Origin of the sequence: Blautia sp. MB18-30 (genome assembly GCF_023669475.1) — a bacterium.
Taxonomy (GTDB): domain Bacteria; phylum Bacillota; class Clostridia; order Lachnospirales; family Lachnospiraceae; genus Blautia_A; species Blautia_A fusiformis.
This window is the reverse complement of record NZ_JAMOYY010000006.1, coordinates 113,960-137,080: the sequence shown is the minus strand read 5'-3', so window position 1 is coordinate 137,080 and position 23,121 is coordinate 113,960. Positions and strand designations below refer to the sequence as shown.

The 23,121-nt window shown below is 44.4% G+C and carries 23 protein-coding genes and 1 riboswitch; of the genes, 1 reads left to right on the top strand and 22 read right to left on the bottom strand.

Annotation, left to right across the window (positions count from 1 at the left end; all coding sequences use genetic code 11):
* From NCY57_RS04685 to NCY57_RS04645, 9 genes are all read right to left on the bottom strand, one after another.
* Positions 1-135: transposase (locus NCY57_RS04685; protein ID WP_250789522.1), on the bottom strand; the 135-nt coding region annotated here is incomplete at its 3' end.
* 73 nt (positions 136-208) lie between these two features.
* Positions 209-284: riboswitch (cyclic di-GMP riboswitch) on the bottom strand.
* A gap of 199 nt (positions 285-483) precedes the next feature.
* Entirely contained in the window at positions 484-858 is a 375-nt protein-coding gene (locus NCY57_RS04680) for a RidA family protein (protein ID WP_015525839.1), read from the bottom strand.
* A gap of 94 nt (positions 859-952) precedes the next feature.
* Positions 953-2,419 carry a serine hydrolase gene (locus NCY57_RS04675; protein WP_244092809.1) on the bottom strand — a complete coding sequence of 489 codons (1,467 nt, stop codon included), beginning with the start codon at positions 2,417-2,419 and terminating at the stop codon, positions 953-955.
* 123 nt (positions 2,420-2,542) lie between these two features.
* Entirely contained in the window at positions 2,543-4,909 is a 2,367-nt protein-coding gene (locus NCY57_RS04670; RefSeq protein ID WP_114001478.1) for an ATP-dependent DNA helicase, read from the bottom strand.
* Between the two features lie 178 nt (positions 4,910-5,087).
* On the bottom strand, positions 5,088-5,309 hold the full coding sequence (locus tag NCY57_RS04665) for an HPr family phosphocarrier protein (RefSeq protein WP_015525837.1): 222 nt from the start codon (positions 5,307-5,309) through the stop codon (positions 5,088-5,090).
* A 362-nt stretch (positions 5,310-5,671) separates the two neighbouring features.
* Positions 5,672-6,991 carry an aspartate kinase gene (locus NCY57_RS04660; protein WP_015525836.1) on the bottom strand — a complete coding sequence of 440 codons (1,320 nt, stop codon included), beginning with the start codon at positions 6,989-6,991 and terminating at the stop codon, positions 5,672-5,674.
* 182 nt (positions 6,992-7,173) lie between these two features.
* Complete coding sequence (locus NCY57_RS04655) at positions 7,174-7,455, bottom strand: DUF2325 domain-containing protein (RefSeq protein WP_015525835.1); 282 nt, start codon at positions 7,453-7,455, stop codon at positions 7,174-7,176.
* A gap of 143 nt (positions 7,456-7,598) precedes the next feature.
* Positions 7,599-8,288 (bottom strand): tRNA (N6-threonylcarbamoyladenosine(37)-N6)-methyltransferase TrmO, encoded by a 690-nt coding sequence (tsaA, locus tag NCY57_RS04650; protein WP_021650988.1) that lies wholly within the window; start codon positions 8,286-8,288, stop codon positions 7,599-7,601.
* A gap of 87 nt (positions 8,289-8,375) precedes the next feature.
* Positions 8,376-9,242, bottom strand: coding sequence for a GGDEF domain-containing protein (locus NCY57_RS04645; protein WP_049946985.1), 867 nt, complete (start codon positions 9,240-9,242; stop codon positions 8,376-8,378).
* 135 nt (positions 9,243-9,377) lie between these two features.
* Between NCY57_RS04645 and NCY57_RS04640 the strand changes: the two genes are divergently transcribed.
* Positions 9,378-9,632 carry a hypothetical protein gene (locus tag NCY57_RS04640; RefSeq protein WP_015525832.1) on the top strand — a complete coding sequence of 85 codons (255 nt, stop codon included), beginning with the start codon at positions 9,378-9,380 and terminating at the stop codon, positions 9,630-9,632.
* A 74-nt stretch (positions 9,633-9,706) separates the two neighbouring features.
* Here the strand turns inward: NCY57_RS04640 and NCY57_RS04635 are convergent, their stop codons facing one another.
* From NCY57_RS04635 to NCY57_RS04575, 13 genes are all read right to left on the bottom strand, one after another.
* A complete protein-coding gene (locus tag NCY57_RS04635; RefSeq protein ID WP_044961183.1) occupies positions 9,707-10,450 on the bottom strand; it encodes a DeoR/GlpR family DNA-binding transcription regulator in 744 nt (247 codons plus the stop codon).
* A 71-nt stretch (positions 10,451-10,521) separates the two neighbouring features.
* A complete protein-coding gene (locus NCY57_RS04630; RefSeq protein ID WP_015525831.1) occupies positions 10,522-10,779 on the bottom strand; it encodes an HPr family phosphocarrier protein in 258 nt (85 codons plus the stop codon).
* Positions 10,780-10,818: 39 nt separating this feature from the next.
* The gene (locus NCY57_RS04625; RefSeq protein ID WP_015525830.1) at positions 10,819-12,732 is read right to left on the bottom strand and encodes a PTS fructose transporter subunit IIABC; all 1,914 of its coding nucleotides are present in this window, start codon (positions 12,730-12,732) and stop codon (positions 10,819-10,821) included.
* A gap of 20 nt (positions 12,733-12,752) precedes the next feature.
* Positions 12,753-13,664, bottom strand: a complete 912-nt coding sequence (pfkB, locus tag NCY57_RS04620; protein ID WP_021650992.1) for a 1-phosphofructokinase — start codon at positions 13,662-13,664, stop codon at positions 12,753-12,755.
* A 264-nt stretch (positions 13,665-13,928) separates the two neighbouring features.
* The gene (locus NCY57_RS04615) at positions 13,929-14,723 is read right to left on the bottom strand and encodes an aminotransferase class IV (protein WP_250789521.1); all 795 of its coding nucleotides are present in this window, start codon (positions 14,721-14,723) and stop codon (positions 13,929-13,931) included.
* A gap of 86 nt (positions 14,724-14,809) precedes the next feature.
* Positions 14,810-16,231 carry an aminodeoxychorismate synthase component I gene (gene pabB / locus NCY57_RS04610; RefSeq protein ID WP_173733041.1) on the bottom strand — a complete coding sequence of 474 codons (1,422 nt, stop codon included), beginning with the start codon at positions 16,229-16,231 and terminating at the stop codon, positions 14,810-14,812.
* 4 nt (positions 16,232-16,235) lie between these two features.
* Positions 16,236-16,823 (bottom strand): anthranilate synthase component II, encoded by a 588-nt coding sequence (locus tag NCY57_RS04605; RefSeq protein WP_114001455.1) that lies wholly within the window; start codon positions 16,821-16,823, stop codon positions 16,236-16,238.
* A gap of 153 nt (positions 16,824-16,976) precedes the next feature.
* Positions 16,977-17,186: a DUF1858 domain-containing protein gene (locus NCY57_RS04600; protein ID WP_021650997.1), complete on the bottom strand. Its 210-nt coding sequence runs from the start codon at positions 17,184-17,186 to the stop codon at positions 16,977-16,979.
* A 144-nt stretch (positions 17,187-17,330) separates the two neighbouring features.
* Complete coding sequence (locus NCY57_RS04595; RefSeq protein ID WP_173733058.1) at positions 17,331-18,668, bottom strand: MATE family efflux transporter; 1,338 nt, start codon at positions 18,666-18,668, stop codon at positions 17,331-17,333.
* Between the two features lie 62 nt (positions 18,669-18,730).
* Positions 18,731-19,189 (bottom strand): GtrA family protein, encoded by a 459-nt coding sequence (locus tag NCY57_RS04590; RefSeq protein WP_330605180.1) that lies wholly within the window; start codon positions 19,187-19,189, stop codon positions 18,731-18,733.
* Positions 19,190-19,298: 109 nt separating this feature from the next.
* Positions 19,299-20,690, bottom strand: coding sequence for a dipeptidase PepV (pepV, locus tag NCY57_RS04585; protein WP_021977544.1), 1,392 nt, complete (start codon positions 20,688-20,690; stop codon positions 19,299-19,301).
* On the bottom strand, positions 20,691-21,956 hold the full coding sequence (locus tag NCY57_RS04580) for a cytosine permease (RefSeq protein WP_059085206.1): 1,266 nt from the start codon (positions 21,954-21,956) through the stop codon (positions 20,691-20,693).
* A gap of 2 nt (positions 21,957-21,958) precedes the next feature.
* Entirely contained in the window at positions 21,959-23,116 is a 1,158-nt protein-coding gene (locus NCY57_RS04575; protein WP_021977542.1) for a PucR family transcriptional regulator, read from the bottom strand.
* Between the last annotated feature and the right edge of the window lie 5 nt (positions 23,117-23,121).

Here is a 23,121-nt window from a genome sequence, read left to right as displayed (position 1 = left end):
ATACTCTGTGAGCAGCTCCTTCAGCCGGACGTCCACACCGTTAATTAATACTTTTCGTCTATACTTTGGACACCATACTACATGGTATTTACAGGAATAGACGACATTGTTGTTTGATTTATATGTTGTGTTCATATTTATATTATACTATGGTTTATAAGACGCATTGGATAAAAAAAACACCGTCTCACAGACAGTGCACCTCATTTCATGCAACTGGCTGCCATTTTACAGGCCCTATAGCTTTGCGTCCCAGACTTTCATCTGGTTTGCCAATCATCCTTATTAAGCTTTTATACGTATCCTAAAAAACTGGTTTTATTATACTACAGCGCTCTACTTTACACAAGAAAAAACATTACCGTTTTAACGCCTCAAAACACAAAAAAGAGATTGCTCCAAAACAGAGAAAAATACTTTATCCCCACGAAAAGAAATCCCCGCTGTCTGACTGAAATCAGACAACAGGGATTTTTTATCAGATCATCCGATTGCTGCGATCACTTCTACCTCGCAGAGAACGTTCTTTGGCAGTGTCTTGACTGCAACACAGGAACGTGCAGGTTTATTTACGAAATATTTGGCATATACTTCATTAAATGCCGCAAAATCGTTCATATCTGCAAGGAAGCATACTGTCTTGATCGCATTCTCATAGCTAGAACCAGCAGCTTCCAGAACTGCTCCGAGATTCTTCATAACACGGTCAGCCTGCTCCTCGATGGTTGTGCCAACTACCTCTCCAGTTGCCGGATCCACTGGGATCTGACCGGATGTGTAAAGTGTATCTCCATGGATGATAGCCTGGGAGTATGGTCCGATTGCTGCAGGTGCTTTGTCTGTATGTACTGTCTTCATAATAGAATTCCCCTTTCATGAACATTTCGGATACTTCTCTGGCGGAAATATCCATCAGGATCTTACTCAGCTGTTTTTTATTCTAACTCACAGATCACCCCTGGTCAAGGTCCATATTCAGATAATTATAAACAATACCGGAAATATCCCGGATATGCGAAACTGCGTCCCCAGGTTTACAGTCTTCTGACATCACACAGAGGATATATGTAGTCTTTTCTCCATATACAATGGCGATATCATGCTGGTCCGTATCCGTTTCTCCAGTCTTATTTGCAATTTCCACGGACACAGATATCCCGCTGGGGATCTTAGTAGTAACCTGCTGGTTCAGAAGCAGGTTCAGCATAGCCTCCGAAGCTTCTTTCGATACACATTCTCCTTTATAGATCCGGGAAAGAAGCTCTGCGCAGTCTTTTACGGAAGTGGTGTTCCTGCCACCGAGGCCGACGTCCTTTGAAGAGGACGGGCTTAAGATGTGCTGTACGGAAGTATCTGCAAATTTCTGTTCCGCAAGAAATCCATTTACAGCCTGTGCTCCGTCCTTAAAAACACCCGATGCTGTCTGCAGACGTACCAGCTCATTAAAGGATTCATTGTCACTGACTGTGATCATATTCCAGAGAAGGTCATTGACCTTTGTGGATACGGACGGATCTGTAACATCTTTTTTCATTTTTGCCGCTTCGTTCTGAAGGACTGCATCCATGTTGGCATAGGTCTGGGCCATGACAAACACTTTGATCAGACTGGCTGAATACAGTGACTGACTGTTCTGTTCAAACTCCTGATCACTGGTCAGATCCTTTACATAAACGCTCCATGTACCCTCATAGGTTCCAAGAAGATCCGCAAACCGTTTCTCAAGGCCATCCATTCCCAGATCTTTCGTCTCGACTTTTCCGGATTTATCCACGGAAAATCCCTCCGGAGTCTCTCCCTCTTCCTGGAGCAGAACGCCGTTTTCTCCGCCAAAATAATAATATCCGTCAAACATCTGTCCTGCAGCATTCATTTCCAGATAATGGATACCTGGATCTGTGACCATTTTTCCATATTCATCAAAATAATACAGCCCGTTGTATGTTGTTTTGTCCACCACCAGCTCATCCATATAACGTACCTGTGGAGAGGCGCTGAGTTTTCCCAGATTGTTTACCATATAACAGCCGTCAAAAGAAACTTCCTCACCGCTGCCGTCTTTTGCCGGAGCCTTCAGATCGGTGATCTGGACCATATGCGAGTTTCCCGCTGTAAATTTACCGCTTTCGTCGTGATAATAATATCCATCAAAAACCGTTCCGTCGATCTCAAAATGATCAAAATAATACACTGCCGGAGTATTTTCTTTGGTTCCATCTTCATTCAGGCAGTAAAAGCCATTACTTTTCAGAATATATTTCCCGCTTTCACCGGGAATTGGAAGTATCTGGGACTCCTCCGTAACAGAACCAAGGCTTCCCTGTGCCGTCTGCTGCACTGTTGTCGCAAAAACCGGCTGTGCGAGCATCACTGTGCTCAGACAAAATGCCAATGCTTTATATATTTTTTTTCGTCTCATATACTTCTTTCACTTTTCTTATGATCCTATTTTACAGTTTCTTGTCCTGATCCGGCATCCACACATTCCTCAAGTGATTTTCCAGATAAAGACTCTATAAGTATATCGGATTTCTCCGTTCTGTCAAGTAAACCTCTTCCAGAACGTCTCCACTGCACCTTCTACCGTATCCAGCCTGCAGCCTGTACGGTCCTGCCATTCCCTGGGAAAGATTTCCTGGTAATCCCGATCCCAGAAGCGGTCATCCAAAAGCAATATCACGCCTTTATCCTCTTTTGTGCGGATCACGCGCCCGGCGGCCTGAAGCACCTTGTTCATACCCGGATAGCGATATGCATAATCAAAACCACAGTGATTCTTTTTATCGTAATACTCTTTCAAGATCTCACGCTGACTGCCGATCTGGGGAAGTCCGGTTCCTACGATCACTGCCCCGATCAGACTTTCCCCTGTCAGATCAACACCCTCAGAAAAAATTCCTCCAAGGACACAGAACCCTACCAGGGTACCTTCCCGTTCCTGAAATTCCTCCAAAAATCCTTCCCGTTCCTGTTCTGTCATATCCGGCGTCTGACACACGCAGCGCACCCAGTCTACGGAAAATTCTTCCTCATAAACCTGCAGTACGTCTTCCATAAGACGATACGACGGAAAAAACACCATATAATTTCCCTGCCTCTGCCAGACACATCTGGCAATATATCCGGCGATCTTCCGGTATTCTGCACGATTTCTCCGGGTATACCGGCTGCTTACGTCGCTGCCGATAAGAATCCTGCGGTTTTCTTTTGGGAAAGGAGACTGCACATAAATCCCATAGGCATCACGGTCTGTTGTCAAAAGCTCCCGGTAATAGAGCATGGGAAACATTGTAGCTGAAAAGAAAATAGCACTTTTCCCTTTTTTCAGGTATTCTCCCAGATTTTCTGCCGGGTTCACACAGAACAGCCTCAGACGAAATCCTTCTTCTGCGCTGTTTTCGGTATATACTACATAATTTTCATCTACCAGCTCTGAAACATTTAAAAAATCACGCACTATAAAATAAAATTCCAGTATTTCCCTGCGTAGTTCTTCTTCCAGTTCTTTTTCCTCCAGTATTTCTTCCAGTTCACCTGATATTGTAAGAAATGTGATCGGCAGTACTCCGGGATTGGGAAGCACCTGATACCCTTTTCCTGTTTCCGCAAGATTCTCTTCCAGTTCCATCATCTGGCGATTTGCTTTATCCAGTGTTCTGGCCAGTTTTGAAAATCTCTTTCTTATCTTCTTTCGAAGTGCTACCAGACTCTGACGGGAAATACCGGCACTGTACATCTCTCTGCCACGTTCTACCAGATTATGTGCCTCATCGATCAGAAAAATATAATCCCCGGAAATATTTTCCCCGAAAAAACGTTTCAGATGAACATTGGGATCAAACACGTAATTATAATCACAGATGATCCCGTCTACCCAGATTGAAAGATCCAGACACATTTCAAAAGGGCACACCTGCCATTTTTCTGCATGAGCACGGATCACTTCTCGGGAATATACCTCTTCAGTGGTCCAGAGCTCATAAACCGCATCATTTACCCGGTCAAAATGCCCCTTTGCATAAGGACATTTCTCCGGTGTACATTCCGGAGTATCCTGAAAACACAGCTTTTCCTTTGCCGTGATCGCCGTTACCTTGAATTTCAGACCTTTTTCCCGCAGGATGTGAAATGCCTCCTGCGCCACAGTTCCTGTGATGGTTTTTGCGGTAAGATAAAAAAGTGTTTCACCTTTTCCCTCACCGATGGCGCGCACGGACGGAAAAATGGCAGACATGGTTTTTCCCACACCGGTAGGCGCCTGAACAAATAAGGTCTTCCCGCTGGAAACCGTATGGTACACACCACTAACAATATCCCGCTGCCCTTCTCTGTATGGAAACGGAAACTGCAGATCCTTCATGGATGCATTTCTCTCTTTTTTCCAGTTAAGAGAATATGCGATCCATTTGTGATAGGCATCCAGAAGCTTCTGATACCAGCCTTTAAGCTCCTCTATGGAAAAATCCTCACGAAATCTCCTGGTTTCTTCCGTCTCAAGATGAGCGTAGGTCATCTGAATGTGGATTTCAGAAATCCCTTCTTTTTCTCCCCAGATCATTCCGTAACACATGGCCTGGGCACGGTGGACAGGTATTGGCATGTCCATTGCCTGGACATTTCCGTAAGTCCCCTTGATCTCATCAATATAAACGGCTCCGTCCTCTGTAAAGATCCCATCTGCACGGCCCTCGACCTGAATGACCACATCGTCGTATTCACTTTCTTTTTTCAGAGAAACCTCTGCCTGATAATCGCCCTTCATACTCCGCTGTATCTTGCGGTGAAGCCTTCCGCCTTTTAACATGGCTTCCTTATCTCCGGATGTCCCACTGCTGTTATCCAGATCTCCGCTCCTCAGTATAAATTCCACAAGATTTCTGACAGAAATCCGCACTCTTGGTTTTTCCATATTTTCACTCCCGGCAGCTGCCGGAATTCCAGTCCGGCAGCTATTCTTTTTCCATGCTATACCAGGATTATACCATAAAATATGATCCGAAAGCTTCCCATAATAAAAAGGACGCATGTTCTGCTTTTCTTCTCATGAACTGCGCCCTTTTATCACCGTTTTTCTTTATTCATATTTCTCAACCTGCTGCATACTTGGAAAGAACACGATTAAAATCCTCATCTTCTCCGTAACACTTTACTGTCAGAGTCTTTGTCAGATCCAGACTCAAAAGTCCGAGGATCGACTTTGCATCAATGATAATACGGTTATAAAATACATCAATATCAAAATTACATCTGCTGGCTGCACTGACAAACTCCTGTGCACTTTTTTCATCCAGTTTGATCTGTTTCTCCATAGCTGACCGCCTGCCTTTCTGATTTTTTCATATTTCAGTTTTACACAAAAGTTAAGTTTTTGTCAATACTGTTTATTTCATATCAAACTTTTTTCGACACAATGTACAATATCTTTGTCTTTCCTTTGGAAATCCTGTTGAATTTGATTGTATTATTTTTAGATAAATCTTGGATTTTTCCAAAAAAATCCGCCGCAGGACGGTATGTTACACGTACTGCGGCGGTTTTAAATAAATCGGATATTCGGAATCCGCTTCGCTACTTCCTCATAAACAAAATCCGTTTCCGGATTTATATCAATCGGATATTCGAAATCCGCTTCGCTACTTTCTCATAAACAAAATCCGTTTCCGGATTTTGTTTATATCCGTGTCAGAACAAAAATATCGTAGATTGCTCTGACTGCTTTTTCGAAATCACGATTCTCTACACCGATGATGATATTCAGTTCACTGGAACCCTGGTCGATCATTTTTACGTTTACATTTGCATGGGCAAGAGCAGAGAAGATCCTTCCTGCAGTGCCTCTCTGGGATTTCATTCCACGACCAACAACTGCGATCAGTGCAAGGTCAGATTCCATCTCCACAAAATCAGGCTGCACCAGACGGTGGATACCTGCGATAACCTGCTGCTCTTTCTCCTCAAATTCGTCCTGATGAACATATACAGTCATGGTATCGATTCCGGATGGTACATGCTCAAAGCTGATTCCCTGATCTTCAAATACCTGAAGTACCTTGCGTCCGAACCCGATCTCACTGTTCATCATGGATTTCTCGATATTAATAGAGCAGAAGCCTTTCTTTCCGGCGATACCGGTAATAGTGAATTTCGGCTTCTTACAGGTGCTCTCTACGATCAGAGTACCTTTATCCTCCGGGCTGTTTGTGTTACGGATATTGATCGGAATTCCCTCTTTACGAACCGGGAAAATGGCATCCTCATGAAGAACAGTAGCTCCCATGTAGGAAAGCTCACGAAGCTCTCTGTATGTGATTGCCTCGATAGGCTCCGGATTGTGAACGATACGCGGATCTGTTACAAGAAAACCGGAAACGTCCGTCCAGTTCTCATAAATATCTGCATGGATAGCCTTTGCAACCAGGGAACCTGTCACATCAGAACCACCTCTGGAAAATGTCTTTACCGTGCCATCTGCACATGCGCCGTAAAATCCCGGAATAACCGCATGCTGGGATTTGCTGAGCTTTTTGGAAAGGAGTTTATTGGTCTCCTCCGCTTCCAGATTACCAGCTTTATCAAAACGGATCACAGAAGCTGCATCCACGAAATCATATCCAAGATATGCAGCCATGATCTTACCATTGAGAAACTCTCCTCTGGATGCCGCATACTGGATTCCTGCCTGTGCACGGAAATCCTCATCGATCTTCTTGAACTCCTCCTCAAGAGAAAGGCTCAGTCCGAGTCCCTTGATGATCTCATAATATCGCGCCTTGATCGCATTGATCTTCTCAGTGATATCCTCCCCTTTGGATGCTGCGTCATAACATCCATAAAGCATATCCGTCACTTTGATATCCTCGTCAAATCTCTTTCCCGGAGCTGACGGAACTACATAACGGCGGCTCTCATCACTGCGGATGATATCGCCCACTTTCTGGAACTGCTCCGCATTTGCAAGAGAACTTCCACCGAATTTTACAACTTTTTTCATGATAACACCTCTCACCTGTAATTTCGACTTCCAGCGCCGCCTTTTCACCATTCACTGCAACGCTTTACCACAGAAACCTACGGCTATTTTATTGAATAATTTATAATTTTGCAAGCCTTTCCGTAACATTTCTGCAAAAAAAGTCAAATTATACAAGAGAAAAGTATCTCCTGACCTGTTTCTTATGCACAGTACTGCTTCAGAATATTCTCGAGAGCTGCAGCGCTGCTTGTGTGACAGCGGCATACCGGAATGGATTTTTTCTTTGCTTCTTCTACTGCGCAGTTTACCATTTTGTGGGAAACGGTACTGGTGAACAGGATCATCAGATCCGGCACCCCGATCTTTTTCTTCATGGCTCCTTTTTCCTTGGCAAAAACTTTCGCCTTGCATCCGAAGCCTTTGCAGATATCCTCATACTGACATACCATTCTTTCATTACCGCCTACAATTACAACGCTCATAATTCACTCTCCTTTGATCTCTGAACTTTTATATGACTGTTTCAAGGTTATTTTAAACTAACTTTACTTTTAAAATATTGAGTTAGCACTTGCTAACTCATTTATTATAATACCATCTCACAAAAAGTTTGTCAAAGGTAATTTTAAATTCTGTCTGATTTTTTATATCCTGTGATCTCACATACTGTAAGTATGCCGTTTTTTACCTGAAAATGAACATCCATTCCTGCAAAAGGCATTCCGTATATCCTCTCTGGATCTTTCTGGTAGGCAGGCCTCGGATCCTCTCTGAGCACGCCTTCCAACGCAGTAAGCTTATCCTCCGGAATCCTTGCCTTCCATTCTTCCGGGATCTCTACCTGCAGAAAATGCTGCTCCACCTTCGTCGCAAAGCCGCCCAGCGCTTCCGGATGGCAGTCTGCCACAGGCAGATATGGCTTGATATCATAGATGGGGGTTCCGTCCATCAGGTCCGCACCGGATACGATCAGTACAGGAGCTTCTTTGCTTTCCAGATCGATTTTTTCAAGCTTCACACAGGATAAGCCTACAGGATTGGGACGGAAGGGCGATCTGGTGGCAAATACGCCCATCCTTTCATTTCCGCCCAGGCGTGGCGGACGTACTGTAGGGGACCAGTTCTCACGGATCGACTGTGAAAACTCCCACAGCAGCCAGATATGCGAAAAATCTTCCAGTCCCTTTACTGCTTCACGTACCCGGTATTCCGGTTCAAAAACAATACAGGCTGTCAGTTCTTCCACTCGACCGCTCTGACGCGGGATTCCGAATTTTGTCGGAAAATCACTTCTGATCCTTGCGATTATCTTCATATCCCTATTCTCCCTTTCACTTGCCAGATATACACCTCATGCGCCTGTTACATAATTCTGCTTTCAATGACTGTCATGTCATTTCCGTCAGATCCTCTTGTAGGCAACACAGTTTTTTTGCCGCTTGGCCTGATAGAGAAGCCTGTCCGCTTCCATCACTCCATCTCTGACCTTACAGCTTCCATATACACCTCCCACGCTCATGGAAAGCCGGATTTCTTTGTATTCCGGCACATCTGCCATTGCGATCTCTTCCCGGATATCTTCCAGCTTCTGCTGAAATACCTTTTCCGGGATTTCTTCAAACATCAGAAGAAATTCGTCTCCTCCATAACGCAGTACCACGTCATCTGCCCGCACATGCTCAAAGATCGTTCTGACAATGGTACAAAGCGCCGCATCTCCAGCTACATGGCCATAGCTGTCATTGATCTGTTTAAAATTGTCCACGTCGATCATAGCTATAGCCCCCATCTTATCCAGGGATTTCAGCTGTTCCTCAAAATATCTCCGGTTTCTGGCACCAGTCAGCGGATCTTCATATAATTCCCGGTTGAATCTGCTGATCTTATCGATCAGAGATCCGCTTCCATAAGCTCCCAGAAAGATCTTATCCGTCATTTTAAAGACCATTTCCATGACAAGAGGTGTCCCGTCTATAACCACATATTTGGCGATTACCTGATAAATGTCATCATTGACGAACTCAAATTTCGTCATTTTGTTTTTACGGGCAAAAACTTTGGCAGAAATACAGTTCTCACATCTTCTGCCTTTATTCCACACTGCAAAGCATTTATGTTCTGCTTCATAAGAGCAATCGTCTAAGCCAATATTTACCGGAGCTGTACGGCTGACATCCACCAGTCTTACAATGTCAAAAACCGTCTTCAGCATTTCTATTTCCATATTTACTTCCCGGGCAGTCATAAATACACCCTTATCTTTATCCATAGTATTTTCCTGCGTTTCTGAAATATTATATACATTCATGATAACATATTGCACATCAATTCACAATTGTATTTCATCGTCGTTTATGCTATTGTATAGTGTATAAGAAGTAATATTTTTATCAGGAGGTTTCATATGGCACAGAGACGTACAAAGATAGAAGTACTCAATGAGAAAATTTCCAAAGTAGATTCCAAGATTGCTGCCTGCACCGAAAAGATAGCAGCGCTGGAGGATGAAAAAACTGCACTGGCAGCTCAGCTGGATGAGATCCGCAAAGCTGAAAAAAAGGCAAAGGAAGCTGCTGAACTGAAACGTCTGCTCAAGCTGATGCACAAAAAAGACATTTCCGTAGAAGATCTAGAAGCCATGATCTCCAGGGAAGCCTGAAACAGATCCTCAGCAAACAAAAAACCGGTTTACGAAGAATTTTTTCTTCCAAACCGGTTTTTTTTGCGATCTTTCTATGATACGATCTGTATATTTCTGCAATCTTTATATTCTTTGGAACAGCTTTCCGTCAGGATCACTGCTCCGTCAAATGAAAAGAACGTCACCGCACTGATCTGTCCGAATTTGGAGCTGTCAGACACTACGTACTTTTCCAGACACTGCTCCATGGCGGTTCGCTTTACCAGTGCTTCATTGGATTCCGGCGTGGTAAAGCCTTCTCTCTGCGTCATCCCGTTGGTCCCGAAAAAGCCCTTTGTAAAATGATAATTCTTCAGCATCTGCATGGCCTGACTTCCGATCACAGCTTCCGTAGATCCCTTCAGTTCTCCGCCGATCAGCAGCACACGGACTCCCATCTGAGCCAGAGCCCTGGCATGGGAAACACCATTGGTGACAAAAGTCGCCCCGGAGCCTTCCAGATGCTCCAGCATATATCCGGTAGTCGTTCCCGCATCCAGATACACAAAATCTTCCGGACGGATCAGAGCTGCCGCATAGGCTGCGATCTTCTTTTTTTCTTCAATATTCAGCTCAACTTTCTGGGCTACGGTAGGCTCATAGGCATTGACAGTATGTTCCAGCGCCACCGCACCGCCAAAAACCCTGGTCAGCTTCCCCGCCTTGTAAAGCGCCGTGATGTCTCTGCGGACCGTAGATTCCGATGCATCCAGGATATCTTTCAGTTCTGTTACCGTAACACTGTTTTTTTCTCTGAGAAGGCCGAGTATGATCTCGTATCTCTGCTCCGTCAGCATTCCTTTTCCTCCTTCAAAAAAGACATCCCGATCGACCGGACCGGGATGCCTTCTGTTCACTCATTCTGAGATTACAGGTTCTCCTGCATGAATTTGCTTACTGCCTCGTATGCTGCATCCTCATCTGCACCATCGAATGTAAAGGTAACCTCATGTCCCTTCTTTACGCCAAGTCCCATAAGTGCAAGAAGCTTTCTGCACTCTACAGTCTTGCCGTCCTTCTCGATAGTGATCTTGGACTCGAAACCTTTTACAAGCTTCACAAGCTCTCCGGCCGGACGTGCATGGATTCCTTCGTTATCTGTTACTACATACTTGAATTCTTTCATTTCTTTATCCTCCAGTTTTTTATTTTAATTTAAAAAAATTTAAGCAACTTTTTTCTTCAGTACCCCGAGAAGTACAGCTGAGATCAGAGTTCCCACAACCAGTGCGACCAGATACATCATTGCATTACCTACAACCGGGAATACGAAGATTCCGCCATGTGGTGCCATCAGTGTACAGTTGAAGAACATGGAGATCGCTCCAGCTGCTGCGGAACCGACGATACAGGACGGAAGTACATGGACCGGGTCAGATGCCGCAAAAGGAATCGCACCTTCTGTGATAAATGCAAGTCCCATAATAAAGTTGGTCGGTCCTGCCTCACGCTCTTCTTTTGTAAATTTGTCTTTAAACAGCAGGGATGCGAGTGCGATGGCACACGGAGGAGTCATACCTCCCACCATAACTGCTGCCATAATGTCATAGTTGCCTGCCGCAATAGCTGCTGTACCAAATACATATGCTGCTTTGTTGAACGGGCCGCCCATATCAATGGCCATCATACCACCAAGAACCAACCCTAAAATTACTTTACTTGAATTTCCCATGCCTGTCAAGGCATTATTTAATCCTGTATTAATACCGCCCATGATCGGCTCTACAACGAAGGTCATACAGAGTCCCATAAGAAGGACACCAACAACCGGATAGATCAGTACAGGCGCTATTTTTTCCAGTGCTTCCGGAAGCTTATCACAAACCTTACGAAGTCCAAGGATCAGATATCCTGCAAGGAAGCCTGCAAGAAGTGCTCCGAGGAAACCGGATTTTCCGTTTGCCGCGATCATACCGCCCACAAGTCCAACTGCAAGTGCCGGTCTGTCACCGATGGCCATTGCAATAAATCCGGCCAGGATCGGAAGCATGAAACCAAATGCGGTTCCACCAATGTTTTTCAGAACAGCCGCTACCGGTGTGATGGTACCAAAGTTTGCTCTCTGGTCTGCAGGAAGGGAACTCAAATCTACACTTAAACCATCGATCAAGAATGCTAGAGCGATCAGGATACCACCGCCTACAACCAGTGGAAGCATATGAGATACCCCGTTCATCAGCTGCATATAGATCTTGTGGCCTGCTCCGCCGCCTGCTTTTGCATTTGAGGAAGAGCTCTGACTGCCTGCTGCTGCATGATATACCGGAACATCTCCGGAAATCGCACGTTCAACAAGCTGGTCCGCTTTGCTGATTCCATCTGAAACCTGACATTCGATAACTTTCTTTCCATCGAAACGATCCATGGGAACCTTGGCATCTGCAGCTACAATGATGCAGTCTGCCTCCCGGATCTCCTGATCCGTAAGTACATTTTTTGCTCCACCGGAGCCTCGTGTCTCTATTTTAATGAAACAGTCTTTCGCCTTTGCTGCTTTTTCCAGTCCCTCTGCTGCCATGTAGGTGTGGGCAATACCTGTGGGGCAAGAAGTAACTGCCAGCAGTTTAGCTCTGGCTCCTTCGGAACTTCCTGTATCTGCCAGTCTTTCATCAATATCTTTTTTCTCCTCATCGGCCTTGTCGATGATCTCCATAAATTCATCTACAGAACCTGCGTTGCGTAAGGATTCTGTAAAATTATCATCCATCAGCATTACGGAAAGCTTGCTGAGTACATCCAGATGAATGTTATCTTCTGTATTCGGTGCTGCGATCAGGAAAAGAAGGGTAACCGGCTCATCATCCAATGCCTCAAATTCCACGCCGTTTTTTACTACCATGGCAGCAAGTCCCGGTTTCTTTACCGCATCACATTTTCCATGAGGAATAGCGATTCCCTCACCGATTCCTGTCGTACTTTCTTCCTCTCTTAAATACACCTGTTTCCGATAAGCTTCCCTGTCACTGATCTTTTCACTTTTTACCATAAGATCTACGGCCATGTCCAGAGCTTCAGATTTCGTCTTCGGTGCAGCATCCAGTGATATGCTTCGTTTGTCAAGCAGATCTGTGATTCTCATCTTCCCTTCTCCTTTCTTCTTTACCCCTCTGTTACCTGTTCATATACTGCCTGAACCTCTTCCCTTGTGGCAAGATTTTCAGAAAATGCACTTGCGCTTCCTGCGGAAATTCCCATATGGAATGCATATTCGTGATCCTGTTTTTCCATCCAGCCTGCCATAAAGCCTGCTACCATGGAATCTCCGGCTCCTACGCCGTTTACCAGTGTTCCTTTCGGCGCCGGTTTCTCAAACACCTGACCGTTTTCTGCTACCAGGACAGCTCCCTCACCGGCCATTGAGATCAGCACGTTTCTGGCTCCTTTTTCCTGGAGCTTCTTTCCGTAAGGGATCACATCCTGACGGTTCTTAAGCTCTACGCCGAAGATTTCTCCAAGCTCATGGTTATTGGGCTTCACCAGGAACGGATGATACTTCAGGACATTTACAAGAAGATCTCTCGTTGCATCCACAACGATCATCACGCCTTTTCCGTCCAGCCTCGCCATGATCTTCTCATACATATCATCCGGCATAGATGAAGGAATACTTCCTGCCAGAAAAAGCACATCTCCCTCTTTCAGTCTGTCAAGCTTCTTCATCAGCTCCTGAACCTTTTCAGCGCTGATCTCCGGTCCCATTCCGTTGATCTCAGTTCCATCAATAGATTTCAGCTTCAGGTTGATCCTTGAAACGCCTTCCGGGATCCTGATAAAATCAGATCTCACTCCCATCTCCTCAAGCTTTCTTACAATCTCATCTCCGACGAATCCTGCCATGAAACCAAGTGCTGTATTCTCGATTCCAAGATTCATCAGCACGGTGGAAACGTTGATTCCCTTTCCGCCCGGAAGCATCAGCTCAGAGCTTGTTCGGTTGGTAAGTCCGAGTTTAAAATCCTCCACGGAAACGATATAGTCCAGAGACGGATTAAAAGTAACTGTGCAGATCATTTTTTCTCCTCCCATATCTTTTATCCTGCGGTTTTTGACCGCTTTTTGTTGTTTTTCATTTGTTGAACTCAGTATACTTCCAAGTTCATTCAAAGTCAATCAAATTACTTCACAAAATTCATGAACGTTTTTGGTTGAGTTTGCACAAAAAACGTGCATCAACCTTAGCTTTCCCTGGTTAATGCACGCTTATCTCTGACTGTATTGGTCACTTTCATTCAAATTCCATCACCTTTCCTGAATGTGATAGTTTCGCAATAACATTTATCTGATTTGTTTCTTATTCGCAGTATCTCTGACCATCTTCCGATATCTTCTCATCAGCTCCCTTGTCACTTTGTCTTCCTCAAACTGGATTCCTCCGATCTGACGCACCGGCATGATTCCCATCAGGGAATTTGTGACAAAGCATTCCTGATACCATTTAAGATCCTGAACATAGATATAGGTTTCTTCCACCTCTTCCGTGTCACAGAGATATTCACGGAGGATTCCCGGGAGAAGTCCGCAGCTGACTTTTGGTGTATAGATCATGCCATTTCGCACAAAGAATACATTACTTACTGTCCCTTCCGATATCTGTTTCTTTGTGTTCAGAAACAACCGTTCATCCATTCCTGCTGCTGTAGCATTTCGTTTTTCCAGGATACAATCTCCGTAATTCATGGTTTTGTGATATACAAGAGGTGATGTTTCATTTCGTTTTACCTTGCTGACATCCATGATAAAGCCTTTTTCATAATTCTCCGGCGTATAATGATTGGCACGAAGAGAATACACTGCATTTTCCTTTGTAAGCATAAGCTTCAGCGCACAGTGTTCCAGTCCGTCAAATTCTTTCTGCACCTCCGGGCGTTTTTTTTGTTCTTCCAGATATTCTTCGATCCTCCCGGCTGTGATCCCACGTACTGCCGGATCACCCAGCTTCAGGAAATCTGCCGCTCGTTCCAGTCTTTTCAGATGCTTTTCCAAAAGTATGGGGATTCCCTGCTCTATTCCTATGGTCTCAAATGCTCCCAGACCGAACTGAAAACATTCGTCTAAGGTTATGTTGTTCATTTCCTTTGACCTCCTTATGAAGTGTCCCTGTCAGATTCTCTGATCTGTCCACAGAGCCTTTCACTTTTACCGTTCTGTATGTTTCTCTACTGCAGTGCATCCAGGATCGCTTTCGCCTTCTGCAGAGTCTCCTCATACTCAAATTCCAGATCTGACTCTGCTGTGATCCCGCCGCCAACGCCAAGGTGATATTTTCCGTTTTTATGAAGAGCTGTACGGATCACGATGTTGAAATCACAGCTTCCGTCCAGTGTCAGGTAGCCGATAGAGCCTGTATAAAGATTTCTCTTTCCGTGTTCCAGCTCGTCAATGATCTCCATGGCACGGTATTTCGGCGCACCGGTAATAGAACCGCCGGGGAATGCAGCCTCCAGAAGATCCATAACATTTTTTCCGTCTTCCAGTTTTCCTTCAATATCCGATACCAGATGAAAAACCGTAGCGTATGCTTCCACTGTAAAAAGCTCGGTTACCTTCACGCTTCCCGGTGTACACACCCGGTTCAGATCATTTCGCTCCAGGTCTACGATCATAAGAAGTTCACTCTTATCTTTTCCGGAATCCTGAAGCTCCCGACGGAGCATTTCATCTTCCTCAGATGTTACGCCACGTTTCCTTGTTCCCTTTATAGGACGGGTATTTACATGACGGTCTTTCATCTTCAGAAAACGTTCCGGAGATGCACAGACGATCTGATAATCTCCGAAATCCAGATATCCGCCGAAAGGAGACGGATTATTTTTCCGAAGATCATAAAAAACATCCAGAGGTGGTTTTTCGCTTTCAATGGTCAGCTGCTGCGTCATATTGGCAATATAGATATCGCCCTCTATAATATAGCGGATCATCCGGTCTACTGCCTGCTTGTATTCTTCTTTTTCAAAATTGGGATGAACCTGGATCCTGAATTTCTCACGGTGAGAATTTTCCGTGACCATCCTGTTTCCGGATTCCTTTTTTTCCCCTGTTTCCGATTCTTCCTGTTTCCCCGCCTCTGTAAATTCCCGGATTGCTTTTTCCATCGCTCCGATTTCTGCTGCAGCGTCTGCACTGATTCCATTTGACACAAGATAGGTTCTTTTTTCCTGACAGTCTTCTATGATAAAACAGTCATAAAACGTCAGAACTGCCTCCGGAACAGTCACAAGATCCTTTTCTCCGGATGGTACTCCCATCTGTTTTCTTCCGTAATCATAGGAAAAATATCCTACTGCTCCGGATACGATGGGAAGTCCGCTGTTATTTTTATCTTCATGGGTATTTAAATATTCCCGCATATAGTCTTCAAAGGTTGTCTCTGTTTCCGGCCTTCCGTTGATAGTAAAGTTCTCTCCGTCCTTTACCAGCTTCAGATACGGACATCTTCCGATCACGGAATAATGTCCCAGCTCATTGACAAGGGAGGAATCCAGAAACGCTGCTCCGGGTTCTCTCTCGTAGATCCGAAAAATATCCACTGCCGGGATATATGGGGTCAGTTCTTTTATTCTTCGCTGATTTTTGTACATATTTTTACTCCTCCTTCTGAAAATTCTCCGCGATCCTGCAAAAATTCTCAAGAAGCTCATGTCCATATTCCGTAAGAACGGCTTCCGGATGGAATTGCACACCGTAGATAGGCAATGCTTTATGGGAAATTCCCATAACAGCACCATCATCAGAAAGCGCATCCACCTGATACTCCTCCGGGATGCTGTCTTCCCGAACAATCAGGGAATGGTATCTTGTCACCTTATATTTCTCCGGCAGGCCTGCAAACACTCCTGTTCCGTGGTTGTGGATCTCTGTTACTTTTCCGTGCATGGGACACACGCCCTTTTCCACTACTGCTCCCGCACAGTGGCCAATCACCTGATGTCCCAGACAGACACCAAGAACAGGAATCCTTCCCTGAAATCTTTTTACGGTATCTACGCAGAACTTCGCATCCCAGGGACGCTTCGGTCCCGGAGAAAGGATGATTCCTTCCGGGTTCAGCTCTTCCAACTCCTCCAGGGTGATCTCATCGCAGCGTCTGACCAGGATCTCTCTTCCAAGTTCCTGAAAATATGCCTTGAGATTATAAACAAATGAATCGAAATTATCGATCATCACATACATGCTTTTTTCCTCCATATCAAGCAGATATTTAAGACTCTCTTTATCGTCTGCTCACAAAAAAAGGGATAACGACGGCATGCCAAAAAGACATGCACAGTCGTTATCCCCTTGCGGTCCGTAATCTGTACGTTCTAATATAAATTGTACTGCTGATTATTTCTGTTTCTTGGTTTCCTCATAATGATGGATGTCTGCCAGTACAGCGTTTACATCAAGTCCGTGTACCATACATGCCTCCTCAAGAGACTCACCGATAGAAGACGGACAGCCGATACAGTGCATTCCTTCCTGCATAAGAATGTATGCAATCTTCTCATCGTATGCAAGCATCTCGCCCATTGTTGTTTCCTTTGTGATTTCCATGATCTATATTCTCCCTTCTGGATCTGTAATCTTACCCGGAATCCCGGTTTCCTGGTTTTTTCCGCAGTTATAATATCATTATAACTGTATCTTCCATAATTGCAAGCCTAAATTTATTCTTTTCATTTTCTGTATTATACCCACTCAGGCAGCAGTTTCCTTTTTTCCCCTGCTCCACTTTTTCATCACATAAATATAATACGGGATCAGAGGGATCAGCGCTGCGATCCATGCGGCAGGATCTGCCAGACATACACCTGCAAAACTTGTTTTTCCTGCAATAAACATAACGATCGCACTTCTTGCCGCCAGTTCAAACACACCGCCCAGCATGGGAACCAAGCCATATCCCAGTCCCTGAAGTCCGTTTCTGTAGAGGAAGATACTTCCAAGGAACGGATATGCCCAGAATACCGTATGAAAATAAGTAACAGAAACATTAATAACATCTGTCTGGGACTTGTCAATAAATAACCAGGTCATGTACTTTCCGAAAAAGAACATTATGATCATAGTGATCACACTCCAGATCAGGACCATGATCTGGGTATATTTCATTCCTGCTTTTACACGGTCCATCTTTCCGGCGCCCCGGTTCTGTCCTACATAGGTTGCCATCGTCGCACCAAAAGCTACAAATACCGTTGCAATGATATTCTGTATTTTTCCCGCAGCGGAAAATCCTGCCATATATACAGAACCGTAAATATTTACCGCACCCTGCACAATAATGGTTCCGATCGCTGTGATGGAAAACTGAAGTCCCATGGGAATACCAAGGGCCAGCAGATAACGGAAGCTGGTAAAAGAAACTTCAAAGTTTTCTTTCTTCAGATGCAGGATCGGGAACTTTTTGATAATATAGATCAGGCAGCAGACTGCGGAAATTGCCTGCGCGATAACCGTAGCATAGGCACAGCCTTCCACTCCCATCCCGATTTTTACAATAAACAGAATATCCAGGAACACATTGATCACTGCCGAAATGATCAGAAAATACAGCGGAGATTTTGAATCTCCAAGTGCACGGAGAAACGCTGCCAGTGAATTATATGCCGCTGTTACGATCAGGCCTGCATAAATAATTCCCATATATCCCTTCACAGATCCCATCAGATCCTCCGGTGAATTCATCAGCCGCAGAATCGGTTCATTCAAAGCCTCAAAGCCAATGGTCATCACAATGGCAAAGGCTGCTGCCAGATAAATGGACATAGCTACGTAATGACGCATCTTATCATATTGCTTCGCCCCGAACCACTGGGATACCAGAATGGCAAAGCCACTGCTCAGTCCGTTAAGCCATCCGGTAACAAAAAACATCAGTGAACCGGTGCTTCCGATTGCAGCCAGCGCATCTACTCCCAGGAACTGCCCCGCAACAATGGAATCCGCAATGTTATAAAACTGCTGAAAAATATTTCCGAGACACATGGGAATCATAAAGCGGATGATCAGGCTCACCGGATTTCCCACGGTCATATCATTGGTCTTGTCCTTTGTCAATTTCAGTCCAACTCCTTTTCCACAAATATAACTATCTTTTATTTTTTAAAAACAATCAATTTACTGATCACATAATTCAATACGATCACAACCACCTGAGCAACAAGTTTCACTGCCATGCTGTTAAATCCAAGCCAGGTGATAAATACCGCAAGGATTGCTTCCTCCACAATCAGAGTAAAGAGCCGGCCTCCAAAAAACGAAGCCATCTGCTTTAAAAATCCGGCGGCGGAATCCACCTGCCCGTCGAATACCCATGTCCTGTTTGTAAAATACTGAAACAGTACGCAGACTACCCAGCAGATCACATTGGCGATCAGCGCATTTATTCCGAGCATGCCGTCCAGCCATGCATACAGTGCTATATTCAGAAAAAATGTGATCCCGCCAAAGAACAGATACATCAGAACTTCCTTATGTTTTTTATAAAAAGGTTCAAATATGTTCAATACAGGAAGATGCATCAGTCTGTCAAAAATGTCTCTTTTTTCCTCCATATCCATATCCTTTCTTCTTTGTCATATGTAAACTTGTATACCATAGCAAAAAATATCCTGGATGTCAACGCATTCCAGGATATTTCTATAGTTTGTTTCTTTAATGTTTTTATCTATATTCTGTCATCAGTTTGTAAAGACCTTTTACAAAAATTTCGGTCATTTTCTGCAGACTCTCAATGCTTAAAAATTCATTTGCTTCATGAGCCAGTTCTTCCTCATACGGAAACAGCGGCCCAAATGCCACAGCATTAGGAAGTGCCCTTGCATAGGTAGCTCCGCCAATAGCCATTGGCTCTGTATCCATATCCCCTGTCACTTCCTGATAGGCCTCCATCAGACACCGGATCAGTGCTGAGTCCTTTTTATGGTACACCGGAGCCAGATAATCTACTTCATTATAAAAGAAGCCATATTTTTTCAGCTGTCTCTCCAGCAGCTCCCGAATATCATTATACTCCACAGATGCAGGATAACGAATATTACACTGCAGAAAAATCCTTCCATTTTCATCCATATTCACAGTTCCCACATTAAACGTCAGTGCCCCTGCGGAATCCTCCATGGCACAGCCCAGACGCTCTCCGTCATAATCCATTCCTATGGCCTGATGAAAACATTTCATATAAGAAGCATGAGAAAGTTTTTCGCCAAATTGTCCCAGCGTTTCCAGAAGACAGGAAACTGCATTAAACCCTTTTTCCGGACTCATACAATGTGTACTGATCCCTCTGACTGACAATTTCAAAAATCCATCTGTGATCTTTGCTGTAACCTGTTCCGGAAGCGCAATGCTTTTTACTGCCGCCTTCGGATCTTCACATTTCAGAAGACAGGACGCCTCGTCCGGAACAATATTTCTGCTACGTCCACCTTTTAATTCCACAATTTGTATCTCTGCTCTTTCATCCACAGATTCCACAGAAGAAAGATCAAAGTCAAGAAGTCCTTTTTCGCAGTATAAAAGTGGAAAATTAGCATCTGGTACGATAGATACCTGTGGAAGTATTTCTGCATGATCCAGATAATAACGAATACATTGCCAGCTCTCTTCCTCATCGGTTCCCACAATCATGCGAAGACAGGTATCTTTTGGAATCAACTGATTATCTGCAAGATATTTCATAGCAAAAAGTGAAGACACCAGAGGGCCTTTATCATCTGAAGTTCCTCTTCCATAAAGCTTTCCATCTTTTTCCACAGGATCAAACGGATCTGTGTTCCATCCCTCTCCTGCACTGACCACATCTGTATGGCAGAGGATTCCGATCATCCTGTTTCCCTCTCCGGCAGTGATCTCTCCGGCATAACCATCATAATTTTTTACCTGAAATCCCATTTGCTGTCCCATTCTAAGGACGTACTCCAGAGATTTTTGGATATTTTTTCCAAAAGGTGCTCCTTTAGATGGTGCATCCTCAAAAATCCCGGGAATAGCTACCAGTTCTTTTAGACATCTGACCATTTCCGCTGTATTTTTTTCTACATATTCTCTAGCCATTTATTTATCACCTTTTTTTACCAGTCTCCACACCAGATACAGGATTCCGGAAACCAGCATTCCATTGATAAAAGAAATTCCCACAGTCAAAAACGTAGCTGCAAAACCAAGAGCCCAGGTCACGATTCCAGCCACTGACCATCCTTCACGTAATGTAAAGTTCTCTGCTTTTCCTTTCCCAAGGCTCCAGTATTCCACAATAAACAGAGCAATGATCGGCATAAACGCATTTCCAAGAAGTGTAAGAAATCCCTCAAAATTTCCGGCTACACCAACAGCTGCCAGAACTGTTCCCACAGCTCCAAGTATAACCGTTGCCATAGAACGGCCGCTTTCTTTCAGATTGAATACCATAACTGCATTTAAGCCTGCACTGTAGGCATTGGTAGTATTCGTTGTCCAGGTTGCCAGGATCAGTACGACCATTCCAAGGAACGGAAGGCCAATATTAGAAAATACAAGTGAAATGTCATACTGCTGGGCAATTCTCGTCATTACCGCTCCGAGAATAAGCATAGCCATTCCTGCCGGCATCACACCGATAGCAGAAGAAAGGACTGTATCTTTTCTTGTTCTCTGATATCTGGTAAAATCAGGTGCATTCAAGGCGCCGGTGGCCATAAAACTGATAGTAAGTACAACTCCATCTGCAAAGCTCATGGCCGGATCTTCGATAGTCATACTTAAATTTCCGGTTCCGAAACGCTGGATTGCTACCACACACCCGATCACAGTTACGATCACAAGTGCAGGAATGGCAATCTTATTCAGTTTATCCAGAGCATTGATTCCATATACAGCTGTAACCAGCATGATTATTCCCCACACAACCGTTGATACCGGAATCGGGATTTTTACTCCTGTGCTTGCTTCGATCAGATTGGAAAATGCAGAGCCACAGACACCGTTCTGCACTGCAAACCAACCGATCATGGAGATCATAAATAATGCAGAGATCAGCTTTGATGATCCCTGTTTTCCAAAAACGCCAGATGCAACAACACATGTCGGTACACCAAGATCACTTCCCATGATTCCACAAAATATCATCAACGCCACGATCACTGCATATCCGATTACCCCTGACCAGATGGCCTGAGACATCGGCATAGACTCTGCCAGGATTCCTCCCAGCATCAGACTGGGCACACAGATCATAATTCCCGCCTGGATCATGGCAACATCTGCCCAGCTTTTTCTCTCTTCCATCGGAACCTGTTCCAATGTGACAGATTCCACATTTCCTGTTTTCTTTTCCTGTTCCACTCTCATACCTCTTTATTCTTTTTTATCTCCAGCATAGATTCGATCCGCACAGCCAGAGAAATGATCTCATGAAAAAGCAACGGCTGTTCTTCCACATCAAGATAATTTCTCAGACGGTTAATACGATAACGGATCGTATTCTCGTGCTGTTTCAGTTTTTTGGCAGTTTTTTTAAAATCTCCATTGCACTGTACATACGCCCTTGTTGTAAGAAGCATGTCCTCCATGCCTTCTTCCGTTGTTTTCGCCGCAATCTCTCGACAAAATTCGTCATAAAATTCCTGCATTTCCCGACTTCCCCTGATAGGCAAAAGAAGCTGCTGCGGAGACAATGGATCATAGACCTGCTGCCTCCGGTCCGATGCCTGTGCCATGTCCAGGGCGTCTCCTGCTTCAAGAAGTGTTCGTTCTACTCTGTATCTGGCATAAGGTCTGCCAATTCCAAGTCTGCGGTTATGATAGCTTCTCAAAAGCTGTTCACACACTACATTTTTATGCTGTTCCAGTTCCTTCCTGGAATCTGCACTCAAAATACAGATATCATAGTTATCCGCCGGAATAAATATATCAAAAGATGAACAGACTTCTCCTGTTTTTTTTCTTTGTGTGATCTTCCGCCGTTCATCCCGGATATAAACAGCCTGTACGTACTCCCTGATCCCCGGATTAATGCTAAAAAGGATCTTCATTCGCTCCTGGGGCAGAGTCCTCGATGCTAGGATCTTATCCAGTTTCAGCTGATTAAGCACATTTGTCTGTTCTTCCAGGATACATTGATTAATAACTCCAAGGACCTCTGCATAAGAAATATCTTCCCTCATACAGATCACAGGAAACTGCTTCTCTTCACAGAAAGCAAGCATTTCTTTCGAAAAAAGCTCTGCTCTCTCCTCCATCATCACACAGAGCCCACTGCAGTTTCCTTTTACAAGAAGCGCCAGAACCTGCATCAGTTCTTCTGATTTCGGCTGAAACTGCAAAAGAGATGTGATAAAAAAATCTCCAGGTGCCAGAATATCTTTCTCCAGCACATCCTCTTTAAATGGCGCATCAAAAACAGATGCCCGCTTTACGATCCGGCCAAGTCCGGCCCGTCCTGACAAAATTTTTACATTCTCAAACAAAGGTGCATTTAAAACCTGCAATAAAGATATGTTCATATTAT